This window comes from Deinococcus aerolatus (assembly GCF_014647055.1).
Lineage (GTDB): Bacteria > Deinococcota > Deinococci > Deinococcales > Deinococcaceae > Deinococcus > Deinococcus aerolatus.
On record NZ_BMOL01000005.1, the window covers coordinates 118,561 to 140,630 of the forward strand.

A 22,070-nucleotide genomic window follows, 5' to 3' on the forward strand; every position below is an offset into this window, starting at 1 on the left:
GAGTGACGCTCCGGCAGGACATCCTGGTGGCCTTCGACACGCCGAGCGACGGGCGGCGTCGGCGCTTCACGCGGCTGCTGTCGCGGTATGGGGTGCGGGTGCAGCGCAGTGTCTTCCGGCTGAGCGGCTCGGCGCGCGAGGTGCAGCGGCTGCGGGAGGCGCTGGAGCGGGTCGCAGATCACGGGGAAGACCTGCTGCTGATGACGGTGGTCGCGTCCGGAACCTGGTGGCAGGTGGGCGGCGTGCAGGTGCTGGAGGTGCCGCTGGTGGTTTCCTTCTGACGGCGGCGCACACATGCGGTTCCGGTTGTGGGGTGCGGTGGCCATACTGGGAGCACATGACGGATTCAGCTTCAGGTGGCGTGGCGTTCTTCACGGTGGTGGGCAGTCAGGATCCACAGGTCCGGCCAGGCGGCGAGCAGGGGCCAGCGCTGGACCTGCTGGACGCGCTGCTGGCCTCGGGCGAGGCGGTGTCGGAGGTGCTGCTGGCCTGGACGCCCGGGGCGCAGAATGCCGCGTGGCCAGGAGGCTACGATGCCCAGCGCACCGCGCTGGAACAGGCCGTGCGGGACCGGGTTCCGGGGGTCCGGGTCTCGGCGGTGCCGGTGCAGGTCACGCCGAACGTCGCCTCGGAGGTATTGCCGGTGTTCGCGCGCGCACTGGGGCGCTTCCGGCACGCCGGGCAGGCCCGGGTCAACGTGTCGAGCGGCACCCCGCAGATGCTCGAGGCCATGAAGGTGCTGCGCGGCTCGGGCTGGTTCGGCGCCGGCGACGTGCGGCTGTACCAGGTGGACCGGCCCACCTACCGCGCGCCGGATAGGCCTCACTGGCGCGAGGCGACCCTGCCGTTTCTCGAGGAGGTGCTGCGCCTGGAAGGCGCGTTCGGCGCACTGCGCCGGTTTGATTTCGCGGGCGCGCGCACAGCCTTTGCGGCGCTGGCAGCCGGCCCGCTGGAACTGCCGGGGCGTCAGGCGGTAGCAGGGGTCCTGGAAGCCGTGGCGGACGCGCTGTGGTGGATGGACGCGCGGGACGCGGCGGCGGCCGGCGAGGCCTTGAGCGCCCTGGGGATGCAGGTCCCGCCGCTGCATGCCCTGAAATCGTTCATCCAGCAGGCGGGGCACGCCCCTGCGGAGGTGTTGATCTGGCTGACCTGGGGGCGCTACAACCGGGCAGCCGCGCAGGAACGCACGGCCGACGCCCTGGTGTGGGCGGTGGCGCTGCACGAGCTGCTGGTGGTGAAACTGGCCGAGCAGGCGGGCCTGCCGGACACGGAACGTCCGCTGACGGCGGGTGACCTCGGCGCGGGGCTGTTCGATCGGCTGAAGGCGGACCTTGCCCCTGAACTGCTCAACGCGCAGGGGCGCCTCCGGTTCCTGTCGCTCCGGGACAAGCTGGCCGTGCTGCGCGCCCCCACACTGGGGCTCGAGAACGTGGACGTGTTCGACGCCGGTGACCGCCGGACCGCGCCGAACCCGCCGCTGGCGCAGGTGCGCGAGTGGCGCAACCTGACCCTGCATCAGGGCCGCGTGCCCGGGGAGGTGGACCGGGCGGCCGTGGACGGCGTGGTGCGGCAGCTGCTGGGGGCCTACCCGTGGAAGCAACCGTGGGCGCGGGCCTGGGCGGCCCATCCGGACGCGTGTCCGGTCTCGGCGGCGGGCCTGGCCCAGCTGGCGGATGACCTGCACGGGTGGGTGGCCTGATGCCGGCCCTGCTGGAAGTCACGCTCAGTGTGCACACGCCCCGGCCGGCGGGGCTGCTGGGCGTGCCCCTTCACGGCCTGCTGTTCAGCGCCCTGGAACGGGTCAGCGTGGCCCTCTCGGCGCAGATCCACGCGGCGGAAGTCAAGGGATTCCGGATCGGTCAGACCCAGTGGACCGACGGCGAGGGCGGGGCGGAACTCACGTTCCAGGTGGGCGTCCTGGACGATCGGTTGCTGGAACCCTTGCTGAGCGCGCTGACCCCTGGACGGAACCATGGCAGCGCGGAGATGACCCTCATGGCGACCACGCAAACGGTCCGCGTCACGGCGCAGGAGTCCTACAGTGACCTGTACGCGCGGCACGCCGCCGACGTGCGAGGCCGGGACCTGCATCTGAGCTTCCTGACCCCGACGACGTTCCGCACCACGGACCTCGATATGCCCTTCCCTGTCCCGAAGACGGTGTACTACGGGCTGCAGCGGCGCTGGGAGGCGTTCAGCGACCTGCACTTCGGACCGGAACTCAACGACTGGGTGGGCCGCGCCGTGCGGATCCGGGGTTACCGCCTCCGGCCCCGCAGCGTGCATTTCAAGGGAGCGCGTGGCGCGGCGATGACCGCGAGCCTGGGCGAGGTGCACTACCAGCTCGCCCGGCCCGGCGACGCCGAACCGACCTTCGTGCGGCTCCTCACCGAGTTCGCGAACTACGCCGGGGTCGGGTACAAGACCACCTTCGGCCTGGGCCATGTCGAGGCGTGGGGCTGGGAGGAGCGCAGCGCGCCGCACGACGCGAGTCCAGCCGATCTGGTGGATTCCTGATTCAGGGCTGGGGGATGGGCCGTGGCATCGTGCGGTCTGGCGTACTGGGAGCAGGCAAGCAGGCCGCACGGCGGGCAAGACGGTTTGACCTCCGGGGCGTGGACCGCGCCAGTGGCCCTCGCATGCGGCAACCATCAGGGCGGCTCCCGATACGGCGCGTCGATGCGGGTGTCACTGCCCCTGCCTCAGCCACCCGCAGGGGTCAGATTCCGCCGAAGGGGGTGGTGCAAGGATCAGGGCATGGCGAATTCTCCAGCCTCCATCAGCACGCCCGAAGCCCTGCCGGTCCTGCGCGCCGCCCTCAAAACCCTGCCCTGCGTCAGGCGGGTGGTGGTCAACCGTGACGACAAGGTGTGTTACGTCAACGTGGACGTCGACGGCCGCCGCGTGCTTGCCGCCGCGGTGTACCCTGCGGCGCGCGTTGTCATGCCGCTGTCGCGTACGGCCGCCAGCGGTGATCTGGGCGAGATCCTGAACGACGCCGTGTGCGGCGCGGCCAACGCCCATGGGCTGACCATCCTCCACGGTGTGGGCGTGGACGCACTGGGCGGGAACATGCCCAACGAGGGCAACTTCATCCGGGAGCGTGAACTGACCGCCGCCACCATGCCACTGGAGCAGGCGCACGCGCAGCGGCTGCTCGCCGAACTGGCCGGCACGCGGCTGCCGACCGGCGTGGCGCTGCTCACCGGCGCGCCGCTGGAACGGGGCGACGTGGATTTCCCGCTGACGTCGGCCGAGTTACACGAGCGTGAGCGCCTGCAGGCGATCGTCGGGCGTGCCGGTTCGCTGAAGTTCCGTATCTGGAACACACAGAGCCAGATCAAGAGTCAGAACGAGCGCATCGCTCTGGCCGAGGAACGGATCGTGGAATCGACCGTCAACATCGCGGTGATGAACGCTGAAATCGCTCAGTGGAATGCCGAACTGGCGGCTCTGGATACCCCGGAGGCCGTGCGCGAGCGACTCGAGGCCGCCGCCCAACTGCGCGGCGAAGCTGATCCGGAGTCGTAGGGCAGCCTTCGTGTGTTGTGGACGCAGGACGTCGCTGAGGGACGACGAGCCCTGGCGGGGCGTCTGGCAGCCTGGCGGCACATTGAGAACTTGATCGAACTCAAGAGTCGTATTGATGCAGTGAACCCCATTGATGCAGTGAACCCCAGATTTGCCGCGGCAGCCAGATTGCCACCGCCGCGCTGCCTGGTGATCAGGTGAGGTGCGGGCCACTGCGCTGGCCAGACGACCGGGGGCTGCCACTCAGTGAGCGTTACATGGCGATGGTCAGGGACGGCAGCGAGATCCAGGTCAACCCGCCGGCCTTCAGCGAGTGGCTGCTCGCTCCAGCCGAGGATCGACGTGTCCCCACTGCGCCAGACCCGGCAGCCTGGGAGGATTTCGAGCGGCAGATGAACGCCCTGCTCGCCTGAGGGGCCCGTGACGAGTTGCATCCATCGGGGTACAACGTCGGCGGGGTGGGCTGGAGCGGCAGGGATGGGGGCCAGAACGGATCCTGATCCGGCCAGCTCTTCGGCCAGGCGTGGCGCGGGTTTTCAAGAATTGGCGTTTCTGTCCTCGCGCCCCGTATTCACGGGCAAGAAAAAGGCCATAGACACGGGGAGGGGGAACAGGAAGATCAGGGGCACCCCAGATGGGGCCGCTGACCCTGGCCGGGGTATATAACACCCGCGCCCCAAAAAGACGCCCAGGCGAGGAGCCCGGGCGTCTCAGCCAGTATTGGCAGATGGGTCGCCACGAAGAGTGAAAAGCAGGGGTCAGGAGACGTTACACAGACGTCCTGGTACAAGCTGGCCGGCTAAGGTTTGACCAGTGGGGGGCTGGAGCGCTTGATGTTGCGCAGCCCGGGCCACCGCAACGTGGCCTCCTCGGAGCCGAAGCAGCCCCGCGGGACGTCGGCCAGCATCATGCGGTAGACCCTGCCCACCAGGTCCAGTTCGTGGTCTTCGGCGTTCCGGGCCAGCTTGTAGAAGTTGCACTGCAGCATGTGCCGGACGAACCAGGTGCATTCATAGATGTCGCCGGATTCGATAAACCGGGTCATGTCGAGCACGATCCCCTCGGGCACGCCAGCGATGGCTTTGGGGTTCCAGATCATACGGTCACGCGGCATGCGATTCACCAACGGCGTTCAGCGGGGCATGCCGTACGCTGCGGCGGCGCTGAACGCCGTTGCGAGCAGAGGGGCCGAATGGTGGACGACTCATGTTCTACCTCCGCCGGGGTGAGCGTTCCCAGCAACCAAAAGATAGCACGCCGAAACGCTGTTTTTCTTCGTCTGGAACGACGAAAACCGCCGCCTACCGCCTAGTACAGTCCTACACGAATCCTCGCAGCTCAGAAGGCAACCCCGTTGGCGACGGCCTGATCAAACCAGGCCCCTGCGGATCCACTGACAAGGCATTTATTCTCTGAAGGATCGCTCAAGGCGGGCAAGGGTGTCCTGGCCTCGCCTCAGGCATTGACCATGGCCGGGACGAGAAAATCCGTGTACTAGACGCGTATTTCTCTCCCTGTCCTCATGTCCCTGTTGGTTTGCAAGGCGGTGAGACGACGGCACATGCCCCAAACAATTTGTGGGCTTCCGGTGAGTGGGTCCGCTCTACACTGTGGTGCATGAGACCTGTTCCAGGTCATTGCCGCGGGAATTGGCAGGATGCCAAGGCCAGCGTCGGCCCGACAAGGCTAAGGCACCAGCGTCTCGTCGGCGCACCAAGCGCCGCATGATCACCGAGGCCGACACCTGCCGCCAGTACGTGCTGCCCAAGCTGCAGGCCGCCGGCTGGGCCGATGACCTGATCCGCGAACAAAAGACCTTCACCGGGCATGGCAACCTCGGGTACCTGATCAAGGTCTTCCATCTGGACTTTGACCATATTCAAGAATGACCGCCATGTGGATCTATCGGCCCGGCTGGACGACTGGCGAGACCGTCGCAACCGCATCGCCCACGGCACGGTCTACACCGAACCTGCCAGGAAAAACTATGCCGACGAGTTCGACGCCTTCATGAAGCGCGCCGAGGACTGCGCCCGTGACGGCAAGCCCCTGCTGAACTGCCTGAACAACTGGGACCGCGCGGTGCGGGCCCGGCACCGCAGGCAGTCACGCACCGCCTCAGCCCTTTGACGACCGGACAGTGCGTGCAGATCAGCTTGCGGACCAGTCTTCAGCCGCCGCCAGGGCGAGAGGCAGGGCACCGTCACTCAGTCGCCAGACCAGTTCGCCGCCGGGGTCGCGCCGCGGCTGGCCCTGGTCATCAGGTTCGATCACCAGATCCTCCAGGTCATAAACGCAGTCGTCCACGATGCGGACCGGCCGTGCCCGCCGGTAGTCCCGCGCGCCCTCGGGGCTGCGGCCATCGGCCCGCGCATCCTTGGCCACAATCATCTGCAGATTCAGGCCGCCCCTCTCCCACAAGATCACCGGACGCAGGGACTGCAAGGTGTACCGCCTGCCGTCCACGGCGAACCCGGCCAGGGCGTCCAGCCGGTCATCAAAAGGGCTGTGGGCGCGGCAGAAATCCAGCCAGGCCCGCTGACCTTCAGGTGCACGCACCCAGTCCGTCCACTCGCTTCGGAGCTGAGCCGCGCGGCGCTCACCTGCGGCGTAATCGCCCCCGGCCGTGCGCGCCCACCGCGCCGCATCCAGCCGGGCCGCCGGTGACACCGACAGCATCGCCTGGGCCTTGAGGGGGGTGCCGGCGCCGGCAGCGGGTCGCAGGTAGGCCCGTTTCGCCTTGCCCGTCGCGGGATCCAGCGCCGGGGTGCCGTCCGCGTTCCGGACGATGTAGCCGGTCCGTTCCAGGCCGTGAATCCACTCGCTGAGGAGCTGCATGGTCCAGCCCTGGCGGGGGTCGCGGGGAAAGACCAGCACCCAGGGCTCGCGGCTGTAATCCCAGGAGTGCAGGACCACCGGGATCTGGTGGGGTTTGGCGTCAGCGTGGACCTGGGTGCGCCACTGCGCCATGACGGCGGCGCGGGAGACCTGGCACTCGCGGTAGAACTTGCTCTCCAGGTGCGCCACGGGCGCCAGCAGCGTCGACTCGATGTCGGTGGGCACCTGCGGCAGCGTGCCGGACGCCCGCATCAGTTCCAGCGCCGCGTCGTGGGTGATGCCGTAGGCGGCCATCAGCCGCCGTGCCTCGGCCTCGCGCACCCGCCCGAGGCCTGCCGCCTGGGGCCGTGGCCGCGCCGGGTAGCCCAGGTCGGTGAGCGCCTGCGCGTGGCTGGCGTCGCCCGCCTGGCCCTTGGCAAACGACTTGGCTCGGCCAACGCCTGTCTTTTTCTTTTCTGTCCTGGTCATTAGTACTTTCAGCATCGCTGCAGCCGCGCCGCGCCGCTTGGGTTCTGAGAGCTGCCCGACGAACATCACGACAGGACGCCACAGAATGCTCGACATGGCCCCGGCACCCTGACGACTGGGGATTTTTCTGACGTGCAACTGGATCGACGAAGCATGAGCTTCAAGGCCGTCCAGCACGAGCCTGAAGTCCAGAGCTGCCTGGAACAGGAAGCCGACAAACTTGGCGGGGCTGTTCCAGACGGGGGCGGCAACTTTCACGTTTCTGGATCCAGGATGGCCCCCGGGGGCCAGGAAGACCACCCGCGACGCCACAGCCCAGACGCTCCTGATGCTGGCCCCCCTGCCACCGACACCCCGACCAACCCCAGCGATCTCCGAGTGCCTTTTACCCGGCCCCCGCAACCGCTCAGGTCCAGATCCCCCCGCACCGCCGGCAGCAGCCTCCAGCGAACAGCACACTCCACACGGCCCATGCTCCGGCGCCTTACGCAAGAGGGTGCGGCCAGCGCCAACCTGACCTGACCCGCCGGGGCCAGGCACTCACCTGGGGCCGCCTGGCTCTCCCACCGTGGTGTGGTTGACACACCTGATCACGCCCCACCCCAGCCACACCAGAGTCCCGGAAAACTCCGGGCTTCCCGGCCAGCCGCCCACCAGCCGACTTCTCGACAGGCAGCCCCCACCAGCCGACAGGCAGCGTCCGCTGCGGGCCGCCCCCTCTGTGCGGCGTCCAGCCCAGGGCTGTCCTGGACACCGCCGAAGGCCCAGGCCCAGCCTCAAGAGAAGAGCGACAAACCTGGAGAAACTTTTCAAAAAGGGGGCCTGCTAGCTTCGAGGTATGGCCCCCAACCAGCCCTCCCAGGACCTGAACCGCTGCCTCCACTGCGGCCAGGAAACCCCCTCACCCCGCGCCGATGCCGGGACCGCCCCCTTCTGCGGGCCCGACGCCTACCCCCCGGAGGCCGAACTCCACCGCGCCCTGGCCCAGGCGCAGCAGGTGCTCTCGGCGGGCGTGGTCCACGCCATCCGCACTGGCAACTCGCCTCTGACCCAGCGCTGCGAGCAGCTGGTCATCGACTCGGCCACCTGCTGGGACATCGTCGTCAACACCCTGCCCGACGACGGCCAGGTGGCCTGCTACCTGATGGACGCCGCCGAACTGGGCAGCGAGCTGGCCGCCACGTACCGGTGCCACGGTGCGGAACGCGAGGCCGTCGTCATGGCCGACCGGGCCCGGGGCCTGGCCAGGCTGTCGCTGCAACTCGATCCGGACTTCTGGCTCGCCGACCCCCACGCCTTCGACTGAGCCGCGCGCGCTGTCCTGGGCAAAACAACCCGACGCCCTCTGCTCCACCGGCCCCGGCACCACCGGGGCCGGGGCCATTTCTGCCGGGACCTGCGAACAGACCGGGGGAGCTGGGCCTGGTGGCCCCGGCCACCCCGGTCTGTTCGCAGCAAAAGACGGGACGGGAACGCGGCGGCAGAACAGGCACCCGGCGCAGGGAAAACACGGGGAGGGGGGGAGGAAAAGCAAGCCCCGGAGGACCAGGGGAAGGGAAGGGGGAATGGAAAAGATGCCAGGACGCCAGCGCCGCAAGCAGTGGACCGGGCGCGGGCGCGCCGCAGCTTCATCCACGGAGACCCCATGAAAAAAACCGGACCGTCTGGCTCAGCCAGCCGCTGTATCCAGACACCGCGCAGCAACAGGCGCTGCGCCGCCACTGGGCCCGCGCCCTGAACGCACAACACGTGTTGACCAGCCACCTGACCCTGCGCGCCGCCGGTCACCACCTGCACCTGATCGACGTTGCGGCAGGCCAGGTGGCCTTGCCGGGGCTGCCAGCACCAGGAGAGACCGTCGTCGTTCCGCCGGTCACGCTGGACGACCTGCAGACCGGGTTCAGGCAGGCCCGCGACGCGCTGGGCTGGGCGCATGACGTCCCCGCCTCCGTGTACCACCAGGTGGTCGTCGACACGGCCCGCGACTGGCGTGCTCTTGCCGGGCAGACCGTCCGCGCCTCGGAACTGCCGCCCCCCTGGGGACCTGAACGGCCGCTGGAACTTCACCTGGACAGCGCGGCGCAGCCGCTGGACGAGACCACCCTGGAGGTAGCCTCGCTGGGGCGCGACGCCCTGGTGCTGGGTGATCTCTACCTGCTGCCTGGGCCGTACCGCCGCGCCCTGCACCACCGGCGGCAGCGCCGCCTGGCGCACGAGGCCCAGCGCCTGCAACAGTTCGAGCAGGCGTGGCTGGCCGGCGGTGACCTGGAGGCGGCGGGCCAGGCACACCGGCTGCGGGCGCGTCACCTCGCCGCCGGCGTCGTGCTGGAGGGCCAGCGTCCACCGCCCGACCTGAACCCAGGTGAGCCGCGCAGTCTGGACCGCGCCGTCATCCGGCAGACCGTGGGGCGCGGCGGCCAGCCGGGCTGGGAGATCGCCTGGGCCTTTCAGGTCACCGCCTCACCCTGGACGGTCGACGACTGTCTTGGCCTGGACCCCGGAGGACGCCATGTCGTGGCCTACGCGGCTGGTGCAGGGGGCGGCGTGATCGGGCGGCCGCTGCGGGGGGCCTGGCAGCTTCCAGCGCTGCCCGCACCCCGCGGCCTGCTGGAGGTGGCCCTGGACGAGCCGCGCGCACGCATCTACCACCGGCGGGCCCTGTTTCTGAAGATGCTGCCGGCGTACGACGCGTTGCTGGCGCTGGCGCTGCAGTTCCGGGCCGTCGCCCTGGAGGACACCTCGTGGCAGGCGCTGCAGCGCCGGGGATCGGCGTTTCCCGCCTACGCCGAGGCCGTGGGGCTGCGGGCGGCGCTGGGCTGGCTCGTGGCGCTCGCGCCGCACCACGGCGTTCAGGTGCGGCTCACCCCCCCCTACAACAGCTCGCGCACCTGTCCGGCGTGTCTGACGCTGGGGCGCCGCCCCTGGTCCGGCCAGCCGTTCGCGTGCCGCACCTGTGGCCACACCGAGGCCATCGGCGACGTCGCTGCCGCGCAGATTCACCGGCAGCGTGCGCTGGGCGGCGCGTGGCGGTCGCCGTGACCGGCAGTCCAGCCGACCGCCTGCGCGCAGGCTGGCCGGAGGCGCTGCACGCCAGGCGCCTGTATCTCCCCTACCAGCTCCGCCCCCGGGCATCTGGGCGGCAGGGCAAGGTCCCGGTGCGCTGGGCAGGTCGGCGCTGGTACCCGGCCGACGCTCGCGACTCCCGGTTCCGGCTGACCCTCGCCGGGGCGCTCCTGCACCTGGAAGCCGGCGCTGCCGACGGGGTGGGCGTCGTGCTGGACCCCCAGCAGGCCGTCGTTGATGGCTGGCCCCTGGTGGCCGCCGATCTCGACCACGTCTTCCGGCCGGGCCAGCCGCTGCCCGCAGCCACGCAACAGCTGGTGGACCGGCTGGCCTCGTACACCGAGGTGTCGCGCTCGGGGTCCGGACTGCACGTCGTCGTCGGTGGCCGCGTGCCCGGCAACCGCCGCGCCGGCAGCGTGGAACTCATCGCCAGCGGATTCCTGGCGCTGACCGGCCACCGCCTTCCAGGGACACCGCCTGGTATCGGGCCGCGCCAGACCGGGCTGGACGCCCTGGTCGCGGGCATGACAGCGCCCCGGCCAGGCAGCCAGCGCCAGCCGTCCACCAGCCCGGCGGACGCCGAGGTGCTGCGGCGTCTGCGCGCCGGCCCAGGTGCGGCGAAGTTTGCCTGCCTTTTTGACCACGGTGACCTGGGCCTCCACGGCGGGGACCACAGCCGGGCCGACGCGGCCCTGCTGGGTCAGTTGAGCTACCACACGTCCGATCCACAGCAGCTCGCCCGCCTGTTTGCGCAGAGCGCCCTGTTTCGCCCCGCCCGCTGGCACGCCAGCGCCACACACGATGGCCGGACCTGCGGCGACGTTTCCGTCGCGTTTGTGCTCGGCCGCAAAGGAGACCCCTGTTGAATGCCCCGCTCTCGCATCTGATCGAACTGCCGCTGCACCCCACCCCCGCTCAGGCGCGCACCCTGCTGCGCCTCGGCCAGGCACACAGTCTCGCCGGGCTGCTGGCCATGGATCAGGCGTACCTGGCGATCGGCCACCAGGACGTCGCGCTGACCGCCCTGGTCGACGGCCCCGATCACCCGGACCGCACGCCTGCAGGCGAGGCAGCGGCCCTCGCGGCGACGCCACTGTTTGCGGACTGCCCGGCCAGCACGCTGGAGTACGCCGTCTCGTCGTACCGGGCCAGTTTGCACCGGTGCAAGGTGCACAACTACAGCGATCTGCCCGGGGTCGGCACCTCGCGCATCGTGGCCGGACATAGCCTGGTCAGCCTGGCGGGACCCAGCACCCTCAGCATCGGCGGCGTCGGGATGGTACGCGCCGATCTTCACCGCCTGCCGGACTGGGCACTCAACGCCCTGCGGCGGGGGCCGGAACCCGAGGACAGGGACGCCTCGCCCGCTCCTGCACACACCGAAATCCGGTACTCCGGCTGGGCGTACATCGAGCGCGAGTGGGTGGACGGGCGCTGGGCCTGGACGGTGGAACTGGACTTCACTGAAACCTGGTGAGAGGTCCCGGATGACCATCTGATCATCTTTACAGGGAGATCGAAAAGTAAGGTGCCAGTTACAGAATGCATGAATCTCTCAAATCTCTTCAAATCTGCATCGCCTTTTTCCTCAAAACAAGGCTTATCTTCAGGGTCTTCGCTGATTTTACATAATAAAAAGCTGTATAGTCTAGGGGTAGGGTGAATCATCCCCAGATGTCTAGGCGCGCACAACTCCTAGTTGTTAGGAAAGAGTGGCTGTAGCCTCTCACGTTTCGAAATCAATTTTTCCGACACACAGGCCCTTCTTCAAAGTGTATGAGAAACTTGGCTTACACAGCGCCTAGTAGGCAGAAAATCCGGTCCTCACTTGAATAATCTGGCGGAGTCTCAGGACACGACTCTTTGTTGACTTCAATTCGCTGTCATGAAATTTTGAATGCCAGGGAACGCCCAAATGAACAGGCGCTCTCTGGCACAGAAGCTGCGTCTGGGTGTTTCTCTACCAGGATATCCACCCAACGCCGCATGCATGCCAGGAGGCATACGTGAACACGTTACAAGAAGGACGGCCCAAAGAAAAGAACGCGACGCAACAGCAGAAGCTCATCTACACCCCCAGCGAGGTCGGGGATTACCTTGGACTCGGGCGCAACCTGATCTACAAGCTGATCGGCTCCGGCCAGCTGCGGGGGGTGCGGGTGGGCAGCAAGTGGCTGATCCCCGCCGCGGCCCTCGAAGAGTTCCTCAGCGGGGCCCGGGGGTGAGCGCGTTCGGCCACGACAGTGGACAGCAGAGCCCCATGGAATCCACCGAGCCGCTGAAACACCCCGAGGCGGTGCAGCACTACATCACGCTGGGGCTGGCGCTGGCGCCGACGCCTCACGGTTCGAAGGCACCGATCACCAAGGGCTGGAACCAGCCTGAGCAACTCGTCATCACGCCCGAACAGGCCGAGTCCCACTGGCACCACAACAGGGAGGACAGAAAACCGCCTAACATCGCGCTGTATCACGCCACCAGCGGCACGGCCGTCCTTGACATTGATCATCTGGAAGGAACGCGCCGCGCGCTGGCGAGCGTCGGCCTCGACCTGGACGGAATCCTGACATCGAAATGCTGCATCTGCAGCCGCAACGGCAAAAAACCGCTGTACCGCGTGCCCGGGGGTCTGGACCTCAGGCCACGCAAGCTGATTGCACGCGACAGGGACGGCACGAACCACACGGTGTTTGAACTGCGGGTGGGAAATTTGCAGGACCAGTTGCCACCCAGCATGCATCCCAGCGGCGTGCTGTACACCTGGTCCGACGGGATGCCTCTCACCCGCGAGGACATCCCCGAACTGCCTGACCCATTGGCCTGGCTCTGGCAGAACTTTGACCATCTGAAAGCCCAGATGGCAGCGGCCTGCTCGGACGCACCTCAGCCCCCGGCGAAAGCCCTCCCCCGGTCCAGGGGTTCCAGCCGGTTGCGTCGGGTTCCCACCACTGACCGCGTCCGTCAGGCGTTCAACGCCACCTACCCAGTGGCCAGGGTGCTCGAACGCAACGGGTATGAAGCCCAGGGCTCTGGCCGCTGGACCGCGCCGCACAGCACCACGGGCATGCCCGGCGTGACGTTGCTGCCGCCCACTACAACTGGCCCGGCGCAGGTGTATTCGCACCACGCCGCAGACGTGCTGGCGACGGGGTATCCGCACGATGCCTTCAGCGCGCGCGCGCTGCTGGAGCATGCCGGCGACGAGGGTGCCGCGCGCGCCGCTGTCGGCGCTGAGCTCGACGTGCAGGACAGCACAGTTCGCACTGGGACCTACATCATGCGTGACGGCCAGATGTTGAAGGAAAAGTCCACCAGAGCCGGCGTGCTGGAAGTCCCCCTGACCTCGTTCGCCGCCTGGATCACGTCGGAGATCCGCTACGACGATGGCGACGGTGGCCGGGAGCTTCATTTCGAGCTCGCTGGTCAGCGCCCATCAGGGCAGGCGTTCTCGCCCATCACCCTGAAGGCCAGCGAGTTTGAGGCCATGGGCTGGCCGCTGGCGCAGTGGGGGGCCCACGCCAACGTGTTTGCCGGCGCTGGCAACCGTGACCACGTCCGCTGTGCCATCCAGGCTCTGAGTGTTCATCAGGGTTTCGTGACCCGCACCATTTACCGCCACCTCGGCTGGACCCTGCATCCCGAACACAAGGCGCTGTACCTGTCCGCCGGCGCGGTCATCGGCGCGCAGGGGGTGGTGCCGGGAATCACGGTGGAGGTGCCCGGACGTTTGACTGGTTATGCGCTGCCACCCGTTCCGGAGCATTCCGAACTGGTCCGCTGTGTGCGCGCGTCCCTGGCCCTGCTGGACCTCGCGCCAGACTCCATCAGCGTGCCAGTCCTCGGCGCGGTGTTTCGCGCTGTCCTTGGCAAGAGTGATTTCACGCTGTTCTTGGTCGGGCGAACAGGCAGCCACAAAACGACGTTCACGGCGCTGGCGCTGGCGCACTTCGGCGGGGCCTGGCGACATGACCACATGCCTGAGAGCTGGGCAAGTACGGCCAACGCCCTGGAGCGCAACGCATATATCGTCAAGGACGCCCTGTTCGGGGTCGATGATTTTAAGCCGCGCGATCCGAATGATCCTGTGTACGGGGTTCTTTCCAGACTGCTGCGGGGTCAGGCGGATGGTGCCGGGCGTTCCAGACTCGGTCAGGGGGGCCAGACCTCGCAGACCACGTACCATCCCCGCGGCCTGATGATCACGTCGGCCGAGACCGTTCCCAAGGAACACAGCGATCAGGCCCGGGCGCTGTTCGTGAACGTCACCGCGCCGCTGCTGGGCCCTGGCCGCCAGAAATCAGGGGCATTCTACGCGGCGGCAGAACTCGGTCAGTCTGGAACCTACGCCGGCACGCTCGCAGGGTTCGTGCAGTACATCGCGCAGAACTGGACCAGCCTGCATGCCGGAGGTGCGGCGCACCAACAGGCCGTGCGGGCCCTGACGGCACACTTCGATGACATTCAGGCGCACGACCGGACGCCACGCATGTGCGGCGAACTGGCCCGGGGCTGGCAGGTTTTTCTGGACTTCGCCGTGTCCAGCGGCACCGTGACCCGTCTCGACGCCGACGCGTTGCTGGCGCGGGTCATCAAGGCACTGCGCGATGTGGCAGCCACGCAAAGCGCCCATCACAAGGATGTGGACCCTGTCCAGCGCTTTTTGCAGTTGCTACGCGAGCTGTTCGCCAGTCGGCGGGCGTTCGTGGAAGACGCGCGTGAAGGCAGGGGGCCCAGAGACCACCCTGAAACGCTGGGATGGCGTTCAGACCCCCAGTTTGGGTTTCTCCGGGAGCCCTCGGCTGCACGGCTCGGCTGGGTGGGTCACTCGGGCAAAGGTGAGCTGTGCCTGTTTCTCCAGCCCGACACCACGGTGGCGGCCGTGAGCAAGCTTGCTGCAGACAGCGGCGCTCCCCTCCCGCTCACGAGCGGCCCGCTCGGTTCCCGCCTGAAAGAAGCTGGGATTCTGGGGCCGTGCGAAACGGGCAAGACCACCCACCGCCGTGCGGTTCACGGCGCCGCCGGACGGGCTGACCTCTGGCACATCCGCTGGGAGGTGTTTGCCCCCGACACCGGGACAGCAGGGACCGTCGGGGAGAATTCTTCCACTCCAACGGCCTCTGGCCCTGTACCTCCTTCTTCTCTTTCATCAGGACAGGAAGGGACAATGCTCGACAACCTGATGTTCGAGCCGTTCTAGCCCTGAACACATTCGCCGCCTGAACGGCTCCCGGGGGGTGGTCACCAGCGATGGGCCACCCCTCTTAAATCAAAGCTCACAGCAAGAATCAACGCCATCTTTTACAGGCAGCCCTTCTCCAGCGGGACCTGCCCGGGGGCACCATGACAGGAAAAGCAAAGCGTCCAACCAGAAACGACGCCCCCGCCCTTCTCGCTGACGCCAGCAAACAGCGCAAGACCAAGCGGCGCGGTAACGGCAGCGGAACGGTCTGGTGGGATGTGGCCATCGGCAAATACAGGTGGCAGATCACGCTTCAGACGCTGACTGGCGGACGGCGCAAGACCCTTAACGGCAGGGCTGAGACGAAGACGGGGGCGGTGAAGGCCATGCGGGCCGCGCTCGTTGCCCACGAACAAGGTGACCTGCAGGACCCGAATACCATTACCGTGGCGAGGTACGCCGAGGTCTGGCTCAACCGTCTGACGACGGCACGGCCGCGCACTCTGGCGCTGTATCGCCAGGAGCTCGGCTACGCTCTGGCGATCATCGGCGGGGAGCGGGTCCAGAAGGTCACCGTGGCAACCATGAAGGACCTGGTTGCCGGGTTGAGTCGGCGTGAGATGGCCGGAGGACTCGGCAGGGGAAAACCCATGTCGCCGCGCACCCTCGGCAAGATCGTGACCCGGCTGCGCGCCGTGTTCGCCGAGGCCGTGACCGACGGAATCATCAAGGTCTCGCCCATGAACGGCGTCCGACGCCAGCGCGTGCCCAGCCCCGCAATCGCCCCGGAAGGGCGGGTCCTGGATGAGCCGCAACTGGCGCAGTTCCACGCCCTCGGAACCCTGTTGTGGCAGGCTGGACTCTGCCGCCTGTGGCCGGCGCTGTTCACGGCGCTCAGTGTGGGCCTGCGGCGCGGCGAGGTCCTGGGACTCACCTGGGCCCATGTAGAGCTCGCGCACGGCCTGCTCCGCATCCAGCAGCAGATCACCGGGCACCGCGGCGGGGCCAGGGTCAGCGATCTGTTGAAAACGGACCACGCCCGCAGGGACATTCACATGCCGCTCAGCCTGGTGACGCTCTTAAAGCAGCACCAGGCGCAGCAGCGGGCGGAACGCACCGCCCTTGGCCTGCCCTGGACCCCGGACAGCCCGGTGTTCGCAACAGCCAGCGGCACCTTCACGCATCCAGACAACTTCAACCGCGCCCTCAGCAGCATGGTGGCGTGGAGCCGCAAGGGTGCGGCCACGGTGCCCGGCCGCAAATGGAACTGTCCCCCCGGGATGATCGAGCCGCTGCAGGCGATCCACAGGGACCGGGGCGCCCTGCCCCAGCTCTCCCCCCATGATCTCAGGCACACCTACGCCACGACGGCGCTGCGCCGTGGAATCCAGCTCGCAGTGGTCAGCAAGACGCTGGGACACGCCCGGGTGTCGATCACCAACGACATCTACCGGCATGTGCTGCCCAGCGAGGCCAGGGAGCAGGTCATCGACCTGTTTACGCCGCCAGACCCTCAAGACTGACCTACTACAGTCGCTATTACAGTCGGAGACCCCAGGAGGCCTGTTCAGCCCCGGGGTCTCTTTCTGCGCTTGCCGTCCTGGACGGCATTGTTCTTGTGGTGCACCCTAATGGACTCGAACCATTGACCGACCGCTTAGAAGGCGGTTGCTCTATCCAACTGAGCTAAGGGTGCAAACCGGACCCGCACATCTCGAAAGGGCAAAAGCTCCCACGGGGGGAGCCTTAACAGGGTGTGGAGCGAGATCACGGATTCGAACCGAGGCCAGAAGCTTGGAAGGCTGCTGTGCTACCACTACACCAATCTCGCCCGTTGCGCGTGCCCCGCTGGGAAACGGGGAAAGTGTGGTCGAGGCGACTGGATTCGAACCAGCGACCCCTTGGTCCCAAACCAAGTGCGCTACCAGCCTGCGCTACGCCTCGACATTCACGCGCAGGCGGCACTATAGCAAAAGTCTGGGCGCTATGTCGCGTGTGCACTGCCCGCCCTGGCCATTCGGCGTATGCTGCCCCCAGCATGAGCGTGGCCCCGCGTCTGAAAACCTATCTGGATCTGGTGAAGTTCGAGCACACCGTGTTTGCCCTGCCCTTCGCATACGCAGGCATGTTGCTGGCCAGCATGACCCACACTGGCAGCGGCTGGCCTGGCCTGGGTGTCGTGCTATGGGTCACGGTGGCAATGGCGGCGGCCCGCACGGCGGCGATGGGCGCCAACCGTGTGATTGACCGCGCCATTGACGCCCGCAATCCGCGCACGGCGGGGCGAGAGGTTCCAGCAGGCAAGGTCAGCCCGGCCCAGGCCTGGGCGCTGGTGGTGGTCAGCCTCGCCGTCATGACCTTTGCGGCGGCGCAGCTTAATCCGCTGTGTCTGGCGCTGCTGCCGCTGGCCGTGGTATTCCTGATCGGCTACCCGTACACCAAACGCTATACCTGGCTGTGCCACGCGTGGCTGGGGGTGAGCGACGGCGCGGCGGCGGCGGGAGGCTACATCGCCGTTACCGGTTCCTTTGGCCCCACCGCCTGGGTGCTGTGGGCCGTCGTGATCTTCTGGATGATCGGCCTGGACGTGATCTACGCCACGCTGGACCGCGATTTTGACGTCAGAAACGGCATCAAGAGCATTCCCGCCCGCTTCGGCATTCCGCGGGCGCTGAAGATCGCCGCCGCCAGCCACGCGCTGACCTTCGTGCTGCTGCTGCTGGTGGGGGTGGTGGCGGGGGCCAGCGGCTGGTACTACCTGGCGGCACTGGCAATGGGCGCGATTTTGCTGTACGAGCACCGCATCGTCAACCCGAACGATCTGGGGCGGGTCAACGTGGCCTTTTTCGACGCCAACATGTGGCTGGCGCTGACCATGCTCGCGGGGGTCATCGTGGACGTGACGTGGCGCACGCTGACCTGACGCTCATTCCACGGGCAGCGGCCCAGGCGTTTGCGGACGGCGACGAGCGGCTGGCGCTGACGCTGCTGGCCCGCGCCCGTGACCTTCAGCCGGCTGGAAGCCGGGGGTGGGCGGTGCTGGAGCGGCTGCACGGTCTGGTCCTGATTCATGTCCTGCGTGAGGTCGAGGGCACCTTTGCCCTGGAGCGGGCAGACGCGCTGCTGGACCGGTGGACGCCGCAGGCCCCGCGCCCTACCCTCACGCTGCTCGACGACCGGCTGGAGCCTGAGCGCGGCGCGTCCGCTAGACTTCGCCCATGACCTGCGCCGCGCTTGCCTGCACCCCGCGCCGGAACACCAATCCGTGCCGGAGGACCCATTGACGCTGGAAAGCTCCGAGCGGGAATTCATGGCGCGTTTCGCACCCCACGCCGCCCAGGGCATGGTCTACCCGCAACCGGAGGGCAGCCCGCTGCTGGAATTCGTGGCGGGCGGCCGGGTGCTGTATCTGTTTGACCGCTGCGGTCCCTACGCGGCGCCGCCCGGTGATGCACAGGTGGTGGTGCACGGTGTGCTGGAGCCGGACTCGGTGGTGCTGCTCGCGGGCGCGGCCCACCGCGAGACCCTGAGTGTTCAGGGCGTCTCAGCGCTGGAAGGCTGCGGACAGGTGACCCATGTGGTGGGGCGAATCTGGGTGGTGCAGGCCCGGTTGCCGCTGGTGCTGGCGTCTTTCGGGGACCTGCCCAGGCTGGAACCGGGCCAGTGGATCACTTTCAAGACGCTGCCGCCGCTCCACGGTTTCGTCGTCACATGATGCGCTCCCGGAGAGGTCTAGATAACTAACACCCCAACACCATGCCAGATCTGAAGACAACGCACACACAGCTTTCATTCTGACGGGAAAGGGTTCAGAATGGGGTCATTCGATGCCGCAACTGCTACTCCCCCTGTCTGCCCGGCCGCCGGAGGCCACCCTCGCCTGCGTGGTGCTGGTGGACCTGACCGGCAGCACGCGGCTGGCCCACACGCTGCCACTGCCTCACTACATGGCGCTGATGACCGAATTTGTGCAGGTGATGATCCTCAGTTTCGAGGCCAACGGCGGAACGGTGCTGCAACACCAGGGGGACGCGGTGCTGGGGTACTGGCCTGCCGCAGCAGCGGACGATGCCTGCCGGGTGGCACTGGAAGCGCATGACCGGGCCGCGCGGCTGACGCTGGCGGGCCTGCTGGGCGCGGAGATGCGGCTGCGGGCAGGTGTCGCGCTGGGCGAGGTGATTGTCGGACTGGTGGGCGGACAGCCCAGTGCCTATGGCCTGCCGGTCAACTACGCCCGGCGGCTGTGCGACGCGGCCCGGTCCGGCGAGACCCTGGCCTGTGCCGGGACGGCTGAGCACCTCGGGGCGACTGTCGCTGCCAAGCCTTGTGAGCCGCTGGCCCTGCCGGGCTTCGGCGGGGGCTGCCGGGTCAACCGCCTGACGCTGCACGACACGCTGCATTCTCAGACCCGGATGAAAGTCGATTAAGCACCCCTCGCGTCTTCTCATGAGAACGGTCCCTACACTGGCGGCATGGAACGCAAGCCGCTAGTCCTCGTGATTGAGGATGAGAAAGACATCGCCCGATTTATTGAACTCGAACTGGCCGCCGAGGGCTACGCCACCGAAGTGGCCTTCGACGGCGTGACCGGTCTGTCCAAATTCCGCGAAGTGAACCCCGATCTGGTGATTCTCGACCTGATGCTGCCGGTCCTCGACGGCCTGGAAGTGGCGCGCCGCATCCGCAAGACGAGCAACACCCCCATCATTATTCTGACGGCCAAGGACGGCATTCAGGACAAGGTCGAGGGGCTGGATTCGGGCGCAGACGACTACCTGATCAAGCCTTTTTCCATCGAGGAACTGCTGGCCCGCGTGCGCGCGCACCTGCGCCGGGTCAATCCGGCGGTGACCGGCGAGGTGCGCGTAGCCGATCTGGTCATGAACCTTGATGGCCGCGAGATCTTCCGGGGCGGGCGCCGCGTGGAACTGTCGGCCAAGGAGTTCGAACTGCTGGAACTGCTGGCCCGCAACCCCGGCAAGGTGTTCTCGCGCTTCGAGATCGAGGAAAAGGTCTGGCCCGAGTACACCGGAGGCAGCAACGTGGTGGACGTGTACATCGGCTACCTGCGCCGCAAGCTTGAAGAAGGAGGCGAGCGGCGGCTGATCCACACCGTGCGCGGCGTCGGCTACGTGCTGCGCGAGGAGTAGGCAGTAGGTCGGCACGCGCGCCGCCTTCCTGTTTTCCCTTCCGCCTGCCTTTCCAGAGCCCCATCACCGTGACCCTCACGCCTGACCGCTACACTGCCGGGCGTGAGGGTCCGTTTTCCACGCCAGCTGACTGGGGCCGCCCGCGCCGCCAGGAAAGTCCGGCCCACCGGGGGCACAGGGCAGCGGCCGGGCCGGCGCCGCATCACCCTGCGCTGGCGACTGACCGTGTTCTACACGGCGCTGCTGGCCGTCCTGCTGACCACCGTGGCCGTGACCACGCTGGTAATTATGCGCAACAACCTGATCACCAGCGTCAACCGCGACCTGAGCGACATCTACGGCCGCTTCGTGCAGGTGTTGCCCTCGCTGGGCCTGACGCCGGCCAACACTGTCAACCGGGACGCAGCGGGCGATCTCCGAAGCGTGCGCTACCAGTTTCCCAGCTACGCCATTCAGATTGAGCAATTGACCTTTTACGATCTGCCGCTGCTGACCGAGAGACTGGAAGAGGCCGAAACGCCCGCACAGCGCGAGAGCCTGTTCGACGATCTTAATTTCCTGCGCAGCGGGAGCCGAGATTCCACAGGCATTGACCGGGATCAGCCCATCACCCTGTCCGACGAGCAGCTGGCCGAGCTGATCCGGTCACCGAGCGGCCAGCTGCTGATTGACCAGAACGTGCAGGAGGCGTACCTGAACAAACCCACGCCCATGCGGGTGCTGGTGCGGCTGGCCCCGCTGGCGCTGCAACCCTCACCGCTGGGGCTGCCGGGCAGCAACGACACGCTGACCATCGTGTATGTGGGCCGCAGCCTGGACGATATCCAGCACACGCTGTCGGACCTGCGCACCGTTATTCTGCTGCTGTTTCTGGCCGGCCTGGTCACGGCGGGGGTGGGGGCGTACCTGCTGGCCGGGCGGGCGCTGCAGCCGCTGGGACTGGTGCAGCGCGCTGCCGAGGGCATTGGCGGGCAGAACCTGACGGAGCGCGTGCCGGAGCCCGAGACGGGCGACGAGGTGCAGGCGCTGGCCGGAGCGCTCAACAACATGCTGGCCCGTCTGGAGGACAGTTTCGAGGCCCAGCGCCGGTTCACCAGCGACGCCAGCCACGAGTTGCGGACCCCGGTCACCGCCATCAGCGGGCACGCCAGCTACCTGCTGCGGCGCACCAGCCCAAACGAGCAGCAAAAAGAGAGCCTCAAGATCATTCGCAGCGAGTCCGAGCGCCTGACCAACCTGATCGCCAGCCTGCTGCAACTGGCCCGCAGCGACAGCGGCGCCCTGGTGATGGCCCGCGACCCGATCCTGTCGGGCCTGTTCCTAGAGGAGATCGTGCGGGAGTTGATGCCGCTGGCCCAGGCCCAGCGCACGGCCCTGATGGTGGCCGGGCAGGAGGTCACCTTCGAGGGGGACGCGGACCGGCTCAAGCAGGTCATCATCAATCTGGTCAGCAACGCCCTGAAGGCCGGCGCACGGACCATCACCCTGAGCAGCCGCCCTGAAGAGGACGGCACAGAGGTCCGCCTGAGCGTGCAAGACGATGGCCCAGGCATTCCTGAAGACCAGCTGGACCGCCTGTTCGACCGCTTCTACCGCCTGGAAGACAGCCGCAGCCGCGATGTGGGCGGCGCGGGCCTGGGCCTGAGCATTGCGCGCGGCATCGTGGAGGCGCATGGGGGCCGCATCTGGCTGGAAAGCAAGGTGGGTCAGGGCACGGCGGCCCACGTGCAGCTGCCTATCGGGGACGTGCCGGTGCTGCACGACGACGACGTGCCGTAGCCGCAGGGGGTAGGTCAAACGGGATGGGGAGGCGAAATCGCCTGTCTCCCCATTTTGACTGG

Annotated in this window: 22 protein-coding genes and 3 tRNA genes; 20 read left to right on the forward strand and 5 right to left on the reverse strand. The window is 67.5% G+C overall.

The window, feature by feature from the left end:
- Positions 1–2 precede the first annotated feature (2 nt).
- From cas2 to IEY31_RS07340, 5 genes are all read left to right on the forward strand, one after another.
- A complete protein-coding gene (gene cas2, locus IEY31_RS07320) occupies positions 3–281 on the forward strand; it encodes a CRISPR-associated endonuclease Cas2 (RefSeq protein WP_188970474.1) in 279 nt (92 codons plus the stop codon).
- 56 nt (positions 282–337) lie between these two features.
- Positions 338–1,699 carry a hypothetical protein gene (locus IEY31_RS07325; RefSeq protein ID WP_188970476.1) on the forward strand — a complete coding sequence of 454 codons (1,362 nt, stop codon included), beginning with the start codon at positions 338–340 and terminating at the stop codon, positions 1,697–1,699.
- Complete coding sequence (gene cas6 / locus IEY31_RS07330) at positions 1,699–2,517, forward strand: CRISPR system precrRNA processing endoribonuclease RAMP protein Cas6 (protein ID WP_188970478.1); 819 nt, start codon at positions 1,699–1,701, stop codon at positions 2,515–2,517. Before IEY31_RS07325 ends, cas6 begins: the two co-directional genes overlap by 1 nt.
- 240 nt (positions 2,518–2,757) lie before the next feature.
- Positions 2,758–3,531, forward strand: a complete 774-nt coding sequence (locus tag IEY31_RS07335; protein WP_188970480.1) for a hypothetical protein — start codon at positions 2,758–2,760, stop codon at positions 3,529–3,531.
- 197 nt (positions 3,532–3,728) lie between these two features.
- Entirely contained in the window at positions 3,729–3,944 is a 216-nt protein-coding gene (locus IEY31_RS07340) for a hypothetical protein (protein WP_188970482.1), read from the forward strand.
- A 386-nt stretch (positions 3,945–4,330) separates the two neighbouring features.
- On the opposite strand, the gene IEY31_RS07345 is transcribed toward IEY31_RS07340, so the two are convergent.
- Positions 4,331–4,645, reverse strand: coding sequence for a hypothetical protein (locus tag IEY31_RS07345; protein ID WP_188970483.1), 315 nt, complete (start codon positions 4,643–4,645; stop codon positions 4,331–4,333).
- Between the two features lie 610 nt (positions 4,646–5,255).
- Here IEY31_RS07345 and IEY31_RS07350 point away from each other — a divergent pair.
- Positions 5,256–5,420, forward strand: a complete 165-nt coding sequence (locus IEY31_RS07350) for a hypothetical protein (RefSeq protein WP_188970485.1) — start codon at positions 5,256–5,258, stop codon at positions 5,418–5,420.
- The gene (locus IEY31_RS07355) at positions 5,401–5,661 is read left to right on the forward strand and encodes a hypothetical protein (protein ID WP_188970487.1); all 261 of its coding nucleotides are present in this window, start codon (positions 5,401–5,403) and stop codon (positions 5,659–5,661) included. The genes IEY31_RS07350 and IEY31_RS07355 overlap by 20 nt, the downstream gene beginning before the upstream one ends.
- A 21-nt stretch (positions 5,662–5,682) precedes the next feature.
- Here IEY31_RS07355 and IEY31_RS07360 read toward each other — a convergent pair whose 3' ends face one another.
- Positions 5,683–7,095, reverse strand: coding sequence for a hypothetical protein (locus tag IEY31_RS07360; protein ID WP_188970489.1), 1,413 nt, complete (start codon positions 7,093–7,095; stop codon positions 5,683–5,685).
- Between the two features lie 580 nt (positions 7,096–7,675).
- On the opposite strand from IEY31_RS07360, the gene IEY31_RS07365 reads away from it, so the two are divergent.
- The 7 genes from IEY31_RS07365 to IEY31_RS07395 all read left to right on the forward strand — a co-directional run bounded on the left by IEY31_RS07365 (position 7,676) and on the right by IEY31_RS07395 (position 16,602).
- A complete protein-coding gene (locus tag IEY31_RS07365) occupies positions 7,676–8,143 on the forward strand; it encodes a hypothetical protein (RefSeq protein ID WP_188970490.1) in 468 nt (155 codons plus the stop codon).
- A gap of 443 nt (positions 8,144–8,586) precedes the next feature.
- On the forward strand, positions 8,587–9,876 hold the full coding sequence (locus IEY31_RS07370; protein WP_188970492.1) for a zinc ribbon domain-containing protein: 1,290 nt from the start codon (positions 8,587–8,589) through the stop codon (positions 9,874–9,876).
- Positions 9,873–10,766: a phage NrS-1 polymerase family protein gene (locus IEY31_RS07375; protein ID WP_188970494.1), complete on the forward strand. Its 894-nt coding sequence runs from the start codon at positions 9,873–9,875 to the stop codon at positions 10,764–10,766. Before IEY31_RS07370 ends, IEY31_RS07375 begins: the two co-directional genes overlap by 4 nt.
- Positions 10,763–11,377: a hypothetical protein gene (locus IEY31_RS07380; protein WP_188970496.1), complete on the forward strand. Its 615-nt coding sequence runs from the start codon at positions 10,763–10,765 to the stop codon at positions 11,375–11,377. Before IEY31_RS07375 ends, IEY31_RS07380 begins: the two co-directional genes overlap by 4 nt.
- 529 nt (positions 11,378–11,906) lie before the next feature.
- Complete coding sequence (locus IEY31_RS07385) at positions 11,907–12,125, forward strand: helix-turn-helix domain-containing protein (protein ID WP_229723393.1); 219 nt, start codon at positions 11,907–11,909, stop codon at positions 12,123–12,125.
- A gap of 35 nt (positions 12,126–12,160) precedes the next feature.
- Positions 12,161–15,097 (forward strand): bifunctional DNA primase/polymerase, encoded by a 2,937-nt coding sequence (locus IEY31_RS07390; RefSeq protein ID WP_188970498.1) that lies wholly within the window; start codon positions 12,161–12,163, stop codon positions 15,095–15,097.
- Positions 15,098–15,240: 143 nt separating this feature from the next.
- Positions 15,241–16,602, forward strand: coding sequence for a tyrosine-type recombinase/integrase (locus tag IEY31_RS07395; protein ID WP_188970500.1), 1,362 nt, complete (start codon positions 15,241–15,243; stop codon positions 16,600–16,602).
- A 96-nt stretch (positions 16,603–16,698) separates the two neighbouring features.
- On the opposite strand, the gene IEY31_RS07400 is transcribed toward IEY31_RS07395, so the two are convergent.
- The 3 genes from IEY31_RS07400 to IEY31_RS07410 all read right to left on the reverse strand — a co-directional run bounded on the left by IEY31_RS07400 (position 16,699) and on the right by IEY31_RS07410 (position 17,023).
- Positions 16,699–16,775, reverse strand: a tRNA-Arg gene (locus IEY31_RS07400).
- Between the two features lie 61 nt (positions 16,776–16,836).
- Positions 16,837–16,910 (reverse strand) — tRNA-Gly (locus tag IEY31_RS07405).
- 36 nt (positions 16,911–16,946) lie between these two features.
- Positions 16,947–17,023 (reverse strand) — tRNA-Pro (locus tag IEY31_RS07410).
- Positions 17,024–17,117: 94 nt separating this feature from the next.
- Here IEY31_RS07410 and mqnP point away from each other — a divergent pair.
- From mqnP to IEY31_RS07440, 6 genes are all read left to right on the forward strand, one after another.
- Positions 17,118–18,002, forward strand: a complete 885-nt coding sequence (gene mqnP / locus IEY31_RS07415) for a menaquinone biosynthesis prenyltransferase MqnP (protein WP_188970502.1) — start codon at positions 17,118–17,120, stop codon at positions 18,000–18,002.
- Positions 17,984–18,301, forward strand: a complete 318-nt coding sequence (locus IEY31_RS07420) for a hypothetical protein (RefSeq protein ID WP_229723394.1) — start codon at positions 17,984–17,986, stop codon at positions 18,299–18,301. Before mqnP ends, IEY31_RS07420 begins: the two co-directional genes overlap by 19 nt.
- Positions 18,302–18,359: 58 nt before the next feature.
- Positions 18,360–18,794, forward strand: a complete 435-nt coding sequence (locus IEY31_RS07425) for a hypothetical protein (protein ID WP_229723395.1) — start codon at positions 18,360–18,362, stop codon at positions 18,792–18,794.
- Between the two features lie 112 nt (positions 18,795–18,906).
- Positions 18,907–19,506 (forward strand): adenylate/guanylate cyclase domain-containing protein, encoded by a 600-nt coding sequence (locus IEY31_RS07430; RefSeq protein WP_188970504.1) that lies wholly within the window; start codon positions 18,907–18,909, stop codon positions 19,504–19,506.
- A 45-nt stretch (positions 19,507–19,551) separates the two neighbouring features.
- A complete protein-coding gene (locus IEY31_RS07435) occupies positions 19,552–20,229 on the forward strand; it encodes a response regulator transcription factor (protein WP_010887388.1) in 678 nt (225 codons plus the stop codon).
- Between the two features lie 102 nt (positions 20,230–20,331).
- Positions 20,332–22,008 carry a sensor histidine kinase gene (locus IEY31_RS07440; RefSeq protein ID WP_229723396.1) on the forward strand — a complete coding sequence of 559 codons (1,677 nt, stop codon included), beginning with the start codon at positions 20,332–20,334 and terminating at the stop codon, positions 22,006–22,008.
- Positions 22,009–22,070: the final 62 nt, after the last annotated feature.

Coding starts and splice junctions, on each gene's coding strand:
- IEY31_RS07325 (WP_188970476.1), top strand. CDS start 338: ATGACGGATTCAGCTTCAGGTGGCGTGGCGTTCTTCACGGTGGTGGGC.
- cas6 (WP_188970478.1), top strand. CDS start 1,699: ATGCCGGCCCTGCTGGAAGTCACGCTCAGTGTGCACACGCCCCGGCCG.
- IEY31_RS07335 (WP_188970480.1), top strand. CDS start 2,758: ATGGCGAATTCTCCAGCCTCCATCAGCACGCCCGAAGCCCTGCCGGTC.
- IEY31_RS07345 (WP_188970483.1), bottom strand. CDS start 4,645: ATGCCGCGTGACCGTATGATCTGGAACCCCAAAGCCATCGCTGGCGTG.
- IEY31_RS07350 (WP_188970485.1), top strand. CDS start 5,256: ATGATCACCGAGGCCGACACCTGCCGCCAGTACGTGCTGCCCAAGCTG.
- IEY31_RS07365 (WP_188970490.1), top strand. CDS start 7,676: ATGGCCCCCAACCAGCCCTCCCAGGACCTGAACCGCTGCCTCCACTGC.
- IEY31_RS07390 (WP_188970498.1), top strand. CDS start 12,161: ATGGAATCCACCGAGCCGCTGAAACACCCCGAGGCGGTGCAGCACTAC.
- IEY31_RS07395 (WP_188970500.1), top strand. CDS start 15,241: ATGACAGGAAAAGCAAAGCGTCCAACCAGAAACGACGCCCCCGCCCTT.
- mqnP (WP_188970502.1), top strand. CDS start 17,118: ATGAGCGTGGCCCCGCGTCTGAAAACCTATCTGGATCTGGTGAAGTTC.
- IEY31_RS07430 (WP_188970504.1), top strand. CDS start 18,907: ATGCCGCAACTGCTACTCCCCCTGTCTGCCCGGCCGCCGGAGGCCACC.
- IEY31_RS07435 (WP_010887388.1), top strand. CDS start 19,552: ATGGAACGCAAGCCGCTAGTCCTCGTGATTGAGGATGAGAAAGACATC.